This is a genomic window from Streptomyces sp. NPDC006610 (assembly GCF_040611575.1).
Taxonomy (GTDB): Bacteria; Actinomycetota; Actinomycetes; order Streptomycetales; family Streptomycetaceae; genus Streptomyces.
The window spans coordinates 40,823-55,274 of sequence record NZ_JBEXOP010000029.1 but is presented as its reverse complement, the minus strand read 5'-3'; the positions used below and the strand labels follow the sequence as shown (position 1 = coordinate 55,274).

Here is a 14,452-nt window from a genome sequence, read left to right as displayed (position 1 = left end):
TAGGAGCGCGTGAGCGGGGGCGGGTTGGCCGAAACGCCGATGCTTGGCTTCCGCAGCCGTATGTGGTTGCCGCAAGGTCGCGACGATGCCTCTCAGTCGCCTTCGACGGTGATCTCGAGTTCGGTCACTCGGGCCTGGATGGGGTCGTGTTGCTGGCCCGGACCGATGCGGGCCCGGGTGAGGTGGGGGATCCCGCGCACGGTGGAGAGGTCATTGCCGCGCAGGTCGACGTTCCGGTAGCGGCCGATGCCGAATGCGGTGAGGCGGAGCGTGCACCCGGAGAAGACGACGTCACGGGACTGAAGGTGGGGCGGACACAGTTGCCGGCGGAGCGACCTCTGAGTGGACGCGGCCGCCGTGACCGCGACCGCCTTGACGACGCTGGCGGCCACCAGAGCGATCAGCCATCCGTGCCCCGGACGGGCGAGAAGGAGCGACATCCCGCACATCGGGTACGCGGCGAAGCCGACGAGCAGGACCATTCCGGGTCCCAGTCGGCGCACCATCCGGCCGGCGACCAGGGCGCCCACGAGGCTGCCGACCCCGACCGCGCCCAGCACCCATCCCAGACCGATGTCGCCGTAGTCGAGCTCAGTCAGCAGGTAGTACGCGAAGTACGTCACGACGATGCCCTCGGGGAACGCGTGGTAGGCCATCGTTAGGACCAGGGGCCGCTGGAGCGGATCGCGTGGCACGTGCGCCATGCCCTCACGGATCGACGTGATCATTCGGGTGCGCGATCTGGCTGAATGCTGGGCAGCGTGGACGGTGGAGATGCGCGAGGCGCACCAGGCACTGATCACGTAGGACGCGGAGTCCAGGAGCAGGCAGCGGGCGGCGCCCAGCAGACTGACCGCGGCGGTTCCGACGTAGGTGCCCGCTGATCCGGCGACGGCCAACGCTGCCATCGCACGGGCGTTGGCATCGGGCACGACCGCAGGACGGTTGTTCATATTCCCGTCGCGTCCGCGGCCGTTGTGCTCGATGTTCCAGCTCGGTACGCGCAGTTCACTGTCGTGCAGTTCCAACGAGTTCTCCTTCGGTGTTCTGCTGAGTGCGAGAAACGGGGGTCGCCTGCCGTGTCGATTCGCGAGACATGTGCGGCGGATCCGTTGAGTCCTGGTCTGTCGGCGGGGCCGGGAGGGCGACGCCGAGGCCGCGCAGCGCTTCCGCCTGGTCCGGCGGCAGTTTTCTGTTTCGATGGCGTCGCACGCACTTGTCGAGCCATTTCCCCAGGGGGAGTGCGGCGGGCGGTTGCGTCTGGTACGTCTTCGGGACGCGCACGTGTCCGTGCTGGGCCTTGAATTCTTTGAGTGCTGTGATGCGTTCGTCCCAGCGGTACTTGCGTGCGTCCCAGATGAATCCCTCGGCGTTCAGTCGCTGCACTCTCGCGGGGTCGACTTCTCCGCGGCCGTGTGCAATGCGGAGTAGTGCGGTTATTTGGCCGAGCTTGTAAGTGCTGCCGTCGCGGCACTGGGCGACGTATCCCTTGGCGATTCTCAGATGGCCGTACCTCTTCTTGAAGGCGCGTATTTCCGCGAAGAGCAGCTCGAACCGGTAATCTGCCTGCGACCAGATCATGCCCAGGCTGTTCAGGTGCTGTATCCGCCGTGGCGGCATCTCGCCGTTGGAATAGCGGGTGCGCTGCTCAGCGATCCACCTGCCCAGTTCCAGACCGGTGGGCGTGCAGTACGCCCTGCGTACGAGGAGGTCTCCGTACTCGGCGCGGTACTGCTCAGCGGCGTCAAGGAACGGATCGGCCTGCGTCCAGATCATGTCCAGGTTGTTCAGCTGCCTGACCACGTCCGACGGCAGCTGACCGTGTGCGTAGCGCATGCGCTGCTGGGAGATCCACCTGCCGAGCTTCAGGCCGGCGGGAGTGCAGTAGGACACGGGCATGAGGAGGTCCCCGTGCTTCGCGCGGTACTGCTCAGCGGCGCGGAGGTACTCCGCCCGCTCGACTCTCACCCGCCAGACCATGTCCAGGCGGTCCAGTTGCTCCACCCGGCTGCGCGGTAGCTCGCCCTTTGCGTGCCGGCTGCGCTGATCCCTGATCCACCGGCCGAGCCTCACACCGTCGGGTGTGCAGTACGCCTTGGGTACAAGGAGGTTTCCGTGCTCGGCGTAGTACTCCTCGGCGGCACGGAGGTAGTCCGACGGCTCGGGCGTCATCCGCCAGACCATGGTTAGACGGTTGAGCTGCTCCACTTGGTCGTGTGGCAGCAGGCCTTCGGCGTAGCGGGTGCGCTGCCGGGAAATCCAGACGCCCAGCTTCAGGCCGGCGGGCGTGCAGTGCGCCATCGGGACGAGGAGGTTCCCGTGCTCGGCGCGGTAGAGCTCGGCGGCGCGGTGGTACTCCGGCCAGGAGGGGGTGCCTGTCCGCACGGCGCGCACGCTGACTGCCCGGACGAACGCCTCGGGCAGAGGGGCGCCGCTCACAGCGAGCCAGTCCGGGACCGTGTCGGCCGGCTCACCTCGGCTTCCGGGCTCGGCCAGCGCCCGCCGGGCGGTCTCCAGCCGCCGGGCCAGGGTCTCGTCGTGGCTGGCCAGCGCCCGCACCGTTTGCCAGAGCGGAGCGAATGTGGACGTCGACAGTGCCGCCTCGGGGTCGTCGTCGGGGTCGACGATGACCGGGACGATGATCGACGCGGTCTTCCCGGGGGCTGCGCGGCGCAGGGCGCGCCCGGTGGCCTGGATGGTGTCGATCGTGCTGCGGACGTTGAAGAAGGCCACCGCGTCGACGGCGGGCACGTCGACGCCTTCGGACAGCACGCGCGCGTTGGAGACGACGGTGAGGCCGGCTTCGTGACCGGCCAGCCGCTCCAGGGCACGGCGCCGGTCGCCGGGGCTTTGGCGACCGTGGACGCAGTCGGTCCACAGTGCCGCGGGCCGCTCTTCGGGGCTGAGCAGTGCGTAGGCGTGGGGGAGCAGGGTGGTGCACCACTTCGCGTCCTGGACGCTGCGGTGATAGGTGATCATGCGGCGGATGCCGTGCTCGTGTGCCGCGCGCAGCACGGCCAGTTGCGTGGCCACCATGGACGCCGCGACTCCGGCCTTGCCGATCCGCAGGAAGGCGTCGTCCCGGTCGGTCAGGGCTCGCACCTGTTCGCCGGCGACGACCGGCACCACGAGTCGGTAGGGCGCCAGCAGGTCGAGCTCGATGGCCTGTGCGAAGGACATCCGGTACGCGGCGGGGCCGTACAGGACCTCGTCGGACATGCTGATGACGTCGTCGTCATCACCGGTCACCACCCGTGGCGTCGCCGTCAGGTACAGGCGCCGCTTGACGGGGATGACATGGTCGTAGTGGATGGCCGCCCATGCCTTGCCCGCCGCTCCGGCGGTTCGGTGGGCTTCGTCGATGACCGCGACGTCCGCCGGGGGCAAACCGTAATGGGTGTGGGCCTGGGCGAGGACGCTGAGGCTCGCATACGTGCAGGCGATGGTGACCGGCCCGTCCGGCGCTGCGAGCTGGGCCAGGCGGGCCGGATCGACCGTCACCGCGCAGTCGCCGAGAGGAGCTTGCGCGCCACGGCGGGCGGAGAGGATCTCCTTGTCGGAGCAGACGGCGATGATGCGGCCCAGTGCAGGCCGCCCGAGGTGATCGATCCACTCCCGTATCGTCTGGTGAACCAGTTCGAGGGTGGGGACCACGACCAGCCGCCGGCCGCGGCCGGCGGTGCCACGATGTGCGACTTCCGCGCCCACGCGGGTCTTGCCTGTGCCGCAGGGCAGCACCCCGGTCGTCCGGCCGGTGTCCGCCAGGACCTTGCAGATCGCGGTGGCGGCCTGCTCCTGATGCGGGAACAGCCTGCGCTGTTCGGAGGTTGCGCGGCGGGCGGGCCCCGGAGGGACGGACTCAGTCACGGTCCGCTCCGCTCAGTGACATCGTGTGCGCGGCAGGCGCGGGCGGAAGAGTGCAGGTGAGCAGCGCCGAGAGCCGGGGCAGGGCCTGAGCCGGTGCTTCCAGACGGGCCACCAGTCGTTCGCCCGTCGCGTCGCTGCCGGTGCTGCGGATTTCCCAGCCCGTGAGGCACAGGCGGCACAGGAAGCGCTCGCCGTCGTCGGTGTGGTCGTGGAAGGGGGCTGGTCGGCTGCGGTCGTTTCTGCTCATGGCACATAGATGGGCCCGGTAGCGGGCGTGGGGGTCGGTGTCCGGGAGGTGCCAGATGAGGGCTTCGGTGCGGACACACGGCAGGCCGTGGCGGGCGGCGTAGTCGGTGGCCCACAGGGTGATGAGCCGGCCGATGCCGTCCGAGCGGCCGGGCGCTGCGTAGAGGTGTGTGAGGAGCAGGCCCGGTCGGAGGCCGTCGCTGCCCCAGCGCGCGAAGTCGGGCTCGGGGTCCAGGATCAGACAGCCGGCCAGGACGTCGTCCTCGTACAGTCCGACGCGGTCGGCCTGGTCGTCGAAGTAGAGGGCGGGGATGTCGCCGGAGGCGGGCAGGGGCAGGCTCCGGCCGGCGAGCCAGCGCAGTCGTGCTTCGACCAGTGCCGCGGCGGCCTCCTGTTCGGCCGCGCTCCGGATGAGGCGCATCGCATACGGAGCCCTGATGCGTGGGGTGGCAGGGGACTGGCTGCTGGTCATCGGTGGCTTCCTGCAGGGGCGGTCTGGCCGTCTGGGCCGCTCGCGAAGAGTCCCCAGGCGTGGGCGTAGCCGATGAGACGGACGCGGTTGCCCGCGCCTGCCTTGGCGACCAGGGCCTGGATCTGCTTGTCGGCGCGTGTGCTGGTGGTGCCTGCGGCGTCGGCGATCTGGTGGATGTCCGGCTGCTCGGCCACCGCCCGCAGGAGACTGAGCTCCTGTGCATCGAAGTCCGGCGGCACGCTGGGTGCGGCGGGCGGGTCCACGAGCCGCTGCGTGAGCAGGGCGTGGGCCCGCTGCGCCCTGCTTGTGGCGCCGGTGTGTTGCCCGATCCGCTTCATGGCCCAGGTGACGGAGTGCGGTCTGATGCCCAATTTCGCGGCAATGGTGGTGTTGTCGGCGCCGGTCACCAGCTCACGGGCGACGGCGAGGTTTCCGGGTGTGAGCTGAACGGTGCTGGGCGCGGGATGCGGCGTACGGGCCATGTGCGGTCCTGATCGTCGGTGCGGTTGTGGTGATGGCAGGGGTGAAGGGCGTGCTGGTTCCTGCGGCGCTGGTGGATGGTGGCCGGGTCAGATTGCGGTCTCTGCGCGGAGCAGCCACAGGCCCGCCTCGTAGGTGTTGAGCGTGGTCAGTTGCTGCTCGTAGAGGCGGTTGTTGGTGGTGATGGCGGTTCGGCTGACGGCCACCACGCCGTGCACGGGCACGACCGGGTCGGCGAGCGTGTGCAGCATGCGGCTGTAGCCGCGTCGCAGTGACGGATTGTCGGCTCCGGTGCGGTCCTGGGTGTCATCGACGATCCGGTCGGTGACGGCCAGGTGCTGCGCGTTGGCGTAGCCCTGGCAGGCGGCGAGGTCGTCGCGAGGGTCTCCGCCGGGGAGGGTCAGCGCGTACAGCACCACCTGCAACGGCGTCGGATGCATGGTGCGCGCGGCGTGGTTGATCACGGTGCGGTGTGCTGCTAGGGATCGCGCGTTCGGCTTGTCTGCCGGCGGGGTGAGTGGTTCGGGCCGGTGGCGGACGGCCCGCGGTAGCGGAGAGCGGTCCGCAGACGCGACGGGGGACGCGGACAGGCGGGTACGAAGGGTCATCGAACGTCCCGTTCCGCCGTGGCACCGGGGGCTGTGATCGGAACGTGGCATGTGACCAGTAGGCCCACCGCAGGGCTGGCCTGGGCGGGTAGCCAGAGCACTGCGGTGAGGGTGCCTGCCGCGTCTCTTCTTGAGCCGATGTGCCTCCATCCACGGGTTTCGAGGTGGGACAGCAGGCGGTTGCTGGTGTCGCCGGGGGTGCTGTGGTGAACAGGTGCTTCGGCCGTCACGCCTTGCAGGTCGAGGCGGGCGGCGTAATCCGCGGCCCACAAGGTCATCAGCAGTCCTACATGGGAGTCCGGTTTGGGTGCCGTGTACGCCAGCGGAAGCGTCAGCGTCGATGCCTTTCTGCGCAGTACCAGGCAGCCGACCAGGATGTCTTCGCCGGCGTATTGGTCGTAGAGGCCAAGGGCCTCTGCCTGGGGGTCCCGGAAGACAGCCGCATGCTCTGCGGGGAGGTTGATGCCGCGCTCGGCGAGTTGCAGGGCCCTGTCCTGGACCAGGGCGGCAGCCGCCTCACGGTTGGCTGGGGTGACCAGTCGGCGCATCAGGTATGCCGTGCCGCCGTCGCGCGGGGCGGTGTCGGGGGTGCTCACCGCATTGCTCCTTCCTCGAGTTGTGCGTGTTGTGGGGGCGGCACGGAGGCTTGGGTGGGGTGAGCCCCACCGCGTGCGTGAAGGGTTCCGTGCGCGCCGTTGTGATGGGGGCGGTGATCTCGGTCCGCGCGTCGGCAGCCGGTAGTCCCGCAGCGCGGCCGGGGTCCGCGTTGCGGGTGTGCACGGTGATCGCGGGCCCGGCTCGGTGCTGAAGAGGGCGGCTTTCGCCGCCGGCATCAGGCGACGGACGTTAGTTCGTGCATAACCGGGTCGGCGTCGGCTGCACGGCTGTTTGTCGCGGCCTGGCCATGTGCAAGGCGACGGCGAAGCGCTTCGAGGGCGGCCGCGGCGGGCGGCAGGCCGATGTCGGCGCGTCGCGCGTCGAGGCGGTCCGGATCGTGGACGGGTTCGCGCTCAACGTCTCCACAGCGCCCGAATCGGTACTGCGTCCCGTATTCCTGGCGGGCGCCTTTCTGCAGGAGGCACCGGTCGTGCAGGTGTGCCCACTGGCGGCGGGAGGCTTCGCCCAGGATGACGGCGTTGCGCATCAGATGCTCCGCGTGCCGCTGTAGGTAGAGGTGGTTGTCGGCTCGCAGGGCGATCCGCCAGGCCGCGGTTGCACCGTCGTCGCCGACGAGGCTGCGTCCTGGCCATCCGTGGTCGTCGATGATGCGGCGCAGCACTTCGGCGTTGGCGTGGTCGGCCAGGCGGCCTCGTCCGATCTGCTGGTGCGAGAGCCGGCCGTGGAGCAGATGTGACCAGTTCTCGTCCGCCGCCGCCGCGCGGATGGTCAGTTCCTGCGCGAGATCGGGACGGCGTGGGCGGGAGAGGGCTGCATCAGATTCCGGTTGGCTTGTGTTCGGTGCCGGTTCGCAGTGTGTCTCGGTGAAGGGGTGCGCCAGGCGCGGTGGTAGCGCCGGGGTGGTGCTCACGGTTGCTGTGTCTCCTGGGGGTGAACGGCTTGCTCGACGATCTGGGTGCCGCCAGCCCTCCCGGGGGAAGATGGAGGGCTGGCGGCGGGCCCGTGCGCAGCTGTTGCGGATTCACGGGGTGCTGCGCACGGGGGCTTTACGCGGGTGCGTGGCCGAGGGGTGAGGGGGCGGGTGGTGGGGTGAAGTGCGTGGACCACTGGATGGGGTCGTCGAGGGCGGCGTCGGCGAGGCGGATGCGCTGCACTTCGCCGGTGCCGGCGGGCGGGTAGGTGTGCTGGATGTCGCGCCACAGTTTCTGCAGCGGATAGTCGGCGTCGAGGGCGTGTGCGCCGTGCAGTTCCATGGCGTCCTGGGCGGACTGTGCGGCCCAGGTGTGGCCGAGGTACTTGGCGTTGATCAGCTCGGCGTCGCAGGGCAGGCCGTGGTCGAGGAGGTGGACGGCCTGGTAGGCGAGGACGCGGGCGGCCCGTACCCGCGCCTGCATGTCGCCGATGCGGTCGCGTACGACCGGGTGGTCGCACAGGACGCCTGCGTAGCGCGGCCTGTTCTTGAGGTATGCGGTGGTGATCTCGGTGACTGCTTCGTGGATGCCCAGGCTGATCGCGGCCAGGTTGGGTCTGCCGTAGAGGATGCTGCTGCTCTGGGCGACGTCGAGACCGCGGCCGATCTCGCCGATGCGGTGGGTGTCGGGGGCGCGGACGCGGTCGAGGTGGAGCCGGCCGGCGGAGAAGCCGTGCAGCCCGAGTCCGGGCCGGTGGGCGGCGAGGTGGACTCCTTTGCGGTCGGACTCGACGAGGAACGCGGTCAGGGCCCGGGAGGCGCTCACGCCGCGGTCGGCGGTGCGGGCGATGACCAGGTGTGCTCCCGCGAGGTGGGCGTTGCCTATGTGTGCCTTGCTGCCGCTGATGACCCAGTTGCCGTCGGTGGCCCGTTCGGCGGTGGTCTGCATGCCTCCGATGTGGCCGCCCGCTTCAGGTTCGGTGGTGGCGATCGACAGCAGCAGCGACCCGTCAGCCACCTGTGGCAGCCAGTGATGCTGTTGCTCGTCGGTGGCGAAGTGCAGCATCGCGCCGACGGGGATCTGGGTGGCCTGGAGGATGGCTGCGGCGGCGGCCGAGGTGCGGGCGATGCGGTGGATCAGGATCGTCTTGGCGACGTGGCCGGCGTCCATGCCGCCGAGCTCGGCGGGCACGGTGACGGCGAACCAGCCGCGCCGTCCCATGAGATCGGCGACCTCGCGCTCCACCTGGCGAGGTGCGGCTTCCATGCGTGCGGCGCGCGCGGCGATGTGGTCGGCGGCGACGGCGTCGGCCTCCTCCCACAGCGACCGGTGGGCAGGGGTGAGGTAGGGGGACAGTGCTGGAGGGGGTGGGGTGGTGGACATGGTCGTCTTCCTGTGCCGGGGGTGGGGTGCGCGGTGTGCCGGCCGGGGCGGACGGGAAGGCTCTGGGGCCGGGCGGCGGAAGATGATGGGGGTCAGTGGCCGTAGTGGTTGGCGATGTGGTCCATCACGTCGCGGCCGGTTTCGATGACGATGTCGCGCAGGCGGCGTGCGTCGCTGAGGGATCGTTTGTCGGGGTCGATGACGCAGACGGTGCCCAGGACGGTGCCGCTGTCGTGGATGAGCGGGGCGCCGAAGTAGGCGCGGATGCCGACCGCGTCGACGACGTGGTTGCCGGCGAAGCGCGGGGAGGCGTGGACGTCGGGCAGCGGCAGGGCCTTCTTGCGGTCGACGACCTCCGGGCACCATCCGTGGTCGACGCTCATGGTCCGGCCGATGGTGACGTGGCCGCTGCCCGCGGGCGGCTGATGCAGGCCGACGAAGGTCTGCTGGCCAAGGAAGAGGTTGACGAACCCGTACAGGAGTCCGGTCTGCTCCGTCATGGTGCGGGCGAACTTGTCGAAGTCGGGGTGTGCTTGCGTGGGCAGGCCCAGGCGTGTGATCAGCTCGTACCGCTCGGCCAGGCTCGGGTCCGGCGCCACGGCCGGCGCTGCTGCCGCAGCGCCGTGCTGGGGATAGGGCAGGGAATGGGTCGGAGGGGCGGGGTGGTGGGCGGGGGAGGAGGGGAAGGTCATGAGGCGTCCTGTAAAGCGGGGCGGGTGGTGTCGGGGGTGGCGGCGTTCACGGCGTGTCCGACGAGGGTGAGCAGGACCGCGGCGACGCGGTCGGGGTTGCGTGCGTCGCAGGCCAGCACCGGTATGTGTGCGGGCACCTCGAGGGCGGTGCGGATTTCTTCGGTGTCGTAGCGGTGGGCGCCGTCGAATTCGTTGATCGCGACGACGAAGGGCATGCCGTTGTCCTCGAAGAAGTTGACGGCGGTGAAGCAGTCCTGGACGCGGCGTGTGTCGACCAGGACGACGGCGCCGATCGCTCCGCGCGTGAGGTCGGGCCACAGGCCGAGGAAGCGGTCCTGGCCGGGGGCGCCGAACAGGAGGAGCTCGAGTGGCACGGGGGCGTCGTAGAGGCTGAGTCGGCCGAAGTCGAACGCGACGGTCGTGGTCCGCTTGGCCTCGATGCCGGTCAGGCTGTCCACGCCGGCGCTGGACTCGGTCAGCTGCTCTTCGGTCTGCAGGGGCGGGATTTCGCTGACGGCTGCGATCGCTGTGGTCTTGCCGACGCCGAAGCCCCCGGCGATCACGATCTTGAGCGTGGTCAGGTGGCTGTGCGGGGGTGGCGTCTGGGCCGGCATGAGGTCACCCGGCCCGAAGGTGGGAAACGGCATCGGGGAACTTCCTTCGCAGTCCGACCGCGACAGCCGCCAGCAGTTGCGTGCTGTGACTCTGCTCCGCGCTGTCGCCGGACGTGGTGTAGGGGGAGGACAGGGGCAGGGTGAGAGCCCCGACGTGCAGCAGGTCCGAGATGAGGATCTTCACGGCGAAGACGGGGCGGCCGAGCAGGCCCGCGAGCTCCGCCACCGAGCGCCGGTGTTCGCGGCACCAGGCGACGATGTCGCGGCACTCCTGCGGCTGGCCGGGGCCGGGCCTGCCGGACCCGGCTTCCAGCACCGTGTCCAGGCTCAGCACCATGCGCGCCGAGGTGCGCCCGAGCGTCAGCGTGTACGTCCGTACCCGGTCGAGCTCCGCCTCGCCCGTGCGTGTGCGCTGCGCGTCACTGGCGCCGCTGCGGCCGCTCACCGGCCGTCCCCGCCCGGGGCGACGCGGACCGGGACCTCCATGTAGGGGGCGAACTTGTCGATCAGGCGGCTCATCTCGTAGCCGGCGGTTCCCACATCGGCATTCGGGTCGGTGACGACGAGCAGGATGGTGTCCACCACGCCCCGCAGGCCGGACTGATTCCTGAACACCTTGCTGCCGCCGGCACTCTGCAGGAGGAACAGGCAGTCCTCCCGCTCGATCAGTACCTGCCGGGCCGGACGCTTCTGGTGCGTCGGGCCAGTGGTGTTGGCCGCGAGCGAGGCGACGCCGCTGATCGCGGCCGCGAGTTCGTCCGCCCAGTCCTTGTCGACGCCGCTGTCCAGCAGCCGCATGCCGTCACGGGAGATCAGCACCGCGTGGGTGACGCCGGGCACGTCGCTGGCGAACGTCTGCAGCAGCCATCCCATCTCCTGCTGAGGGCTCTCGTGCGCTCCTGCTTCGGGCATGCTGCTCGCCGTGTTGGGTGCCGTGTTGGGGGTGTTGCTCATGGCCAAGGTCTCCAAAGAGGGGGGATGGGGGATCAGCGGTGGCGGGTCGGCAGGCGGCGGGTTGGCCGTGATCAGGCCTGCTCGGACGGCACCTGGGGCGACTGACTGCTGTCGGCCCTGTGGCTGCCGGTGAGGAAGGCGGCTGCCAGACCGGGCCTGGCGGCCGTGGCGGGCTGGGCCGGTGCCGGAGCGCGCAGGGCCCCATGAGTGCGAGGGCGTCGCGGAAGTGGCGTCGCGCCGTCCGGCCGGGGCTGTTCGACGGTCCGGGGGTGTGCGTCGGGGCGGGCCTGCTCGTCGGTGCGGGGTGCGCCGGCGGTGGGCTGCGCGGTCGTGGGGTGTTGCTGCGGGGCCGCCTGCGTGGGCTGCTGGGGTTGCTGCGCGCCTGCGCGGTGTGCCGGCGGTATCTGGACCAGGTGTTTGGCGGGCACTATCACCAGTGCTGTGGTGCCGCCGGTGGCGTTCTCCTGGAGCTGGACCAGGAAACCGTGGCGCTCGGCGATCTTCGCTGCTACCAGCAGGCCGATCTTTCCGGCACGCACCTGTTCGCTTACGTCGACCTCGTCGGGCGCGGCCAGCAGCTGGTTCATCGTTTCGCGCACTCCTGGGGCCATCGGCACGGCGCGGTCTTCGACCTCGATGGCCAGGCCGCGCGGTACCTGCTGTGCGCGCACGGTGACCTTCGTGTCCGGGGCCGAGCACTCGCAGGCGTTCTCGATCAGCTCGGCCAGCAGGTGCATCAGGTCGGGGGCCACGTGTCCGGGAAGGCCCAGGCTCGTGCCGACGCTGCCGACGACGGGGGAAACGCGCGCGTACTGCACCACTTCCGAGATCGCGCCGCGCAGGATCAGCGCCACGCTGAACGGCTGGCGCCCGCCGCGCAGCGACTGCCCGCCCAGCACGGCGGTGCTCTCCACCTGGCGGCGCATCCGGGTCACCAGGTGATCGATCTTGAAGATCCTCGCCAGAAGCTCCGGGTCGTCGGTGAGCTTCTCCAGTTCGCTGAGGGCTCCGAGTGCCTTCGCGACCAGGGCGTGCTCGCGCAGGGCCAAGCGGCGCAGGACCTCCAGCAGCACGACCGAGGCGGACTTGTCGTGCACGCGCAGCAGCGCCATCACAGCCTGGACCTGCAGCTCGTTCAGGGCTGACTCCGCTTCGCCGTCAGGGCCCGTCGACCGGGGGGCCTGCCGGGCTGGGATCGGAGGACGGGTCCCCCTGCACAGCTGGTCGGCCGACCACAGCACGGCCTTCTCCGTGGCCTCTGCTGCCTCGACGACCGGGGTGAGGTGGGCGCAAACGGCGTTGTCCGCAGCCTCCTGGGACGCCGCTGCGGCAGCACGCACCGCTCGGGCCGCGGCGTATGCCACGCCGGCCAGCGCACACCCCACGCCGGTCAGCACCGCGAAGGGCGGCCAGTCCGTTCCCCGCCACGCTGCGATGCCGGCGCAGAGCAACACCGCGAGAAGCAGCAGCGGCATCACGACCGCGCGCCGGATCCGGCTGAGCACGAATGCGTCACCGTGCGGTGAGCGCCGCCTGTGGCTGCGGGCCGCCGACGGGCGGGCGGGGTAAACGGTGTCAGACATGACGAACCTCGAACACTCAACGGGAGGGGGTGGTACGGATGGTGAAGGCGTCGGCGCGGCTTGGGGCAGCTGGAACGGCGGCGTTGCGGGTGGCAGACCGCGGGTGCGGTGCGCGCCGACGGCGGGGCCTTGAGTGCAGCGCGGGTTGAGGGCGGGGGAGGGGGCCTGTGGTACCGGGCAGAGGCATCACGCGGCCATCACGGGTGCTGTGGCCTGCTCCAGCTCGTGCAGCAGCACGGCGCTGAGCACCAGGCCGATGTGGCTGAAGGCCTGGGGGAAGTTGCCCAGTTGGCCGGCGGTGGCGGGGTCGTACTCCTCGGCGAGCAGTCCCAGGTCGCTGGACGCTTCCAGCAGCCGCTCGTACAGGTGCCGGGCTTCGTCGCGCTGGCCGGTGAGGGCGAGGGCGTCGACCAGCCAGAACGAGCACAGCAGGAAGGCGCCCTCGTCACCGGGCAGACCGTCGGAGCCGGTGCGCCGGCCGGAGGTGGGGTAGCGGTGGACCAGGCCGTCGGCCGTGGTCAGTTCGCGTCGTACGGCGGCGACGGTGCCGACGACACGGGGATCGTCCGGGGGCAGGAAGCCGGTGCGTGGGATGAGCAGCAGTGAGGCGTCCAGGTCGTTGGAGCCGTAGGACTGGGTGAAGGTGTTGCGTACGGGGTCGTAGCCCCTCTCGCAGACCTCGGCGTGGATCTCGGCGCGCAGCTGGGACAGGGCATCGAGGTCGGCCGGGTCCATGGCGAGTGCGCCGGCTTGTGCGAGGCGGACCGTGCGGTCGACCGCTGCCCAGGCCATGATCTTGGAGTGCACGAAGTGCCGGCGGCCGCCGCGTACCTCCCAGATCCCGTCGTCCGGCTCCCGCCAGTGGGCCGCGACGTAGTCCACGACGCGCAGGTGCAGGGCGGCGGTGCTGTCGCAGCGGGCGACGCCGTTCTCGTGGGCCAGGTACAGCGTCTCGATGACCTCGCCGGGGACGTCGAGCTGGAACTGGTCGGCGGCGGCGTTGCCCACCCGGACCGGGCGGGAGGCCGCGTATCCGGGCAGCCATGCCAGTTCCCGCTCGGGCAGGTCCCGCTCGCCCCGGATGCCGTACATGATCTGCATGTTCTGCGGGTCGCCGCCGACGGCGCGCAGCAGCCACTGCCGCCAGGCGGCGGCCTCGTCGCGGTAGCCGGTGGACAGCAGCGCGGACAGGGTGATGGCGCTGTCCCGGAGCCAGGCGTAGCGGTAGTCCCAGTTGCGGACCCCGCCGATCTCTTCCGGCAGTGAGGTCGTGGGCGCTGCGACGATGGCGCCGCTCGGTGCGAACGTCATCGCTTTAAGGGTGATCAGGGAGCGGATCACCGCGGCGCGGTGGGGGCCGTTGTAGGTGCACTGCTCTGCCCAGGTCCGCCAGAACGTGTCGGTCGCGTCGAGCGCCGTGTCCGCGTCGGTGATCCTCGGTGCGGGTCCGTAGGAGGATGCTCGGCTGAGGCGGAAGGCGATCCGCTCGCCGGCGGTCACGGTGAATGCCGTGTGCAGGGTGCCGGCTTTTTCGGTGCTGTTGACCGGGGCGTCCAGCCACAGTGCGTGCTCGCCGACTTCGGCGACGGTCCGGCCGCCTTCCTCGTGGATCCAGGGCAGGTGACGTCCGTAGCCGAAGCGGGCGCACAGGCTGGAGGTCATCGGCACGGTGCCGGTGACGCCTTCGACGATGCGGATCAGTTGGGGGTCGTCGGCGCCGTGGGGCGGCATGAAGTCGATGAGCCGGACCTGGCCGGTGGGGGTGTCCCATTCGGACTCGAGGATGAGGGTGTCGCCGCGGTAGCGGCGCCGGGAGGCCCAGGGCCGGGCGCCGTTCGGGGCGGCCGGTCCGATGCGCCAGAAGCCGTGTTCCTCGGTGCCCAGGAGGTGGGCGAAGACGGCGTCCGAGTCGAAGTGCGGCAGGCAAAGCCAGTCGACCGAGCCGTCACGGCAGACCAGTGCGGCGGTTTGCATGTCTCCGATGAGGCCGTAGTCCTGGATACGTGGTGGGTGGTTCGTCATGA

Annotated in this window: 14 protein-coding genes; all 14 read right to left on the bottom strand. The window is 70.4% G+C overall.

The features are described 5' to 3' along the window. Window positions 1–92 precede the first annotated feature (92 nt). Window positions 93–1,028 (bottom strand): MFS transporter, encoded by a 936-nt coding sequence (locus tag ABZY13_RS22835; RefSeq protein WP_356633582.1) that lies wholly within the window; start codon window positions 1,026–1,028, stop codon window positions 93–95. Next, the gene (locus ABZY13_RS22830; RefSeq protein ID WP_356633580.1) at window positions 1,009–3,867 is read right to left on the bottom strand and encodes a Helicase associated domain protein; all 2,859 of its coding nucleotides are present in this window, start codon (window positions 3,865–3,867) and stop codon (window positions 1,009–1,011) included. Before ABZY13_RS22830 ends, ABZY13_RS22835 begins: the two co-directional genes overlap by 20 nt. Continuing rightward, window positions 3,860–4,585 carry a hypothetical protein gene (locus ABZY13_RS22825; protein WP_356633578.1) on the bottom strand — a complete coding sequence of 242 codons (726 nt, stop codon included), beginning with the start codon at window positions 4,583–4,585 and terminating at the stop codon, window positions 3,860–3,862. The genes ABZY13_RS22830 and ABZY13_RS22825 overlap by 8 nt, the downstream gene beginning before the upstream one ends. Next, window positions 4,582–5,067: a LuxR C-terminal-related transcriptional regulator gene (locus ABZY13_RS22820; RefSeq protein WP_356633576.1), complete on the bottom strand. Its 486-nt coding sequence runs from the start codon at window positions 5,065–5,067 to the stop codon at window positions 4,582–4,584. The genes ABZY13_RS22825 and ABZY13_RS22820 overlap by 4 nt, the downstream gene beginning before the upstream one ends. Before the next feature lie 87 nt (window positions 5,068–5,154). After that, complete coding sequence (locus ABZY13_RS22815) at window positions 5,155–5,529, bottom strand: hypothetical protein (protein WP_356633574.1); 375 nt, start codon at window positions 5,527–5,529, stop codon at window positions 5,155–5,157. 140 nt (window positions 5,530–5,669) lie between these two features. Beyond that, complete coding sequence (locus ABZY13_RS22810) at window positions 5,670–6,269, bottom strand: hypothetical protein (protein ID WP_356633572.1); 600 nt, start codon at window positions 6,267–6,269, stop codon at window positions 5,670–5,672. A gap of 236 nt (window positions 6,270–6,505) precedes the next feature. Next, window positions 6,506–7,201, bottom strand: a complete 696-nt coding sequence (locus ABZY13_RS22805; RefSeq protein ID WP_356633570.1) for a DUF6624 domain-containing protein — start codon at window positions 7,199–7,201, stop codon at window positions 6,506–6,508. Between the two features lie 136 nt (window positions 7,202–7,337). Then, entirely contained in the window at window positions 7,338–8,585 is a 1,248-nt protein-coding gene (locus ABZY13_RS22800; RefSeq protein ID WP_356633568.1) for an acyl-CoA dehydrogenase family protein, read from the bottom strand. 92 nt (window positions 8,586–8,677) lie between these two features. Then, on the bottom strand, window positions 8,678–9,277 hold the full coding sequence (locus ABZY13_RS22795) for a GAF domain-containing protein (RefSeq protein ID WP_356633566.1): 600 nt from the start codon (window positions 9,275–9,277) through the stop codon (window positions 8,678–8,680). Then, on the bottom strand, window positions 9,274–9,891 hold the full coding sequence (locus ABZY13_RS22790; RefSeq protein WP_356633648.1) for an ATP/GTP-binding protein: 618 nt from the start codon (window positions 9,889–9,891) through the stop codon (window positions 9,274–9,276). Before ABZY13_RS22790 ends, ABZY13_RS22795 begins: the two co-directional genes overlap by 4 nt. Window positions 9,892–9,895: 4 nt before the next feature. After that, entirely contained in the window at window positions 9,896–10,336 is a 441-nt protein-coding gene (locus ABZY13_RS22785) for a DUF742 domain-containing protein (protein WP_356633564.1), read from the bottom strand. Further along, a complete protein-coding gene (locus ABZY13_RS22780) occupies window positions 10,333–10,845 on the bottom strand; it encodes a roadblock/LC7 domain-containing protein (protein ID WP_356633562.1) in 513 nt (170 codons plus the stop codon). Before ABZY13_RS22780 ends, ABZY13_RS22785 begins: the two co-directional genes overlap by 4 nt. 71 nt (window positions 10,846–10,916) lie before the next feature. Next, a complete protein-coding gene (locus ABZY13_RS22775) occupies window positions 10,917–12,428 on the bottom strand; it encodes an ATP-binding protein (RefSeq protein WP_356633560.1) in 1,512 nt (503 codons plus the stop codon). Window positions 12,429–12,614: 186 nt separating this feature from the next. After that, window positions 12,615–14,450, bottom strand: a complete 1,836-nt coding sequence (locus ABZY13_RS22770; RefSeq protein ID WP_356633558.1) for a glycoside hydrolase family 15 protein — start codon at window positions 14,448–14,450, stop codon at window positions 12,615–12,617. Window positions 14,451–14,452 lie beyond the last annotated feature (2 nt).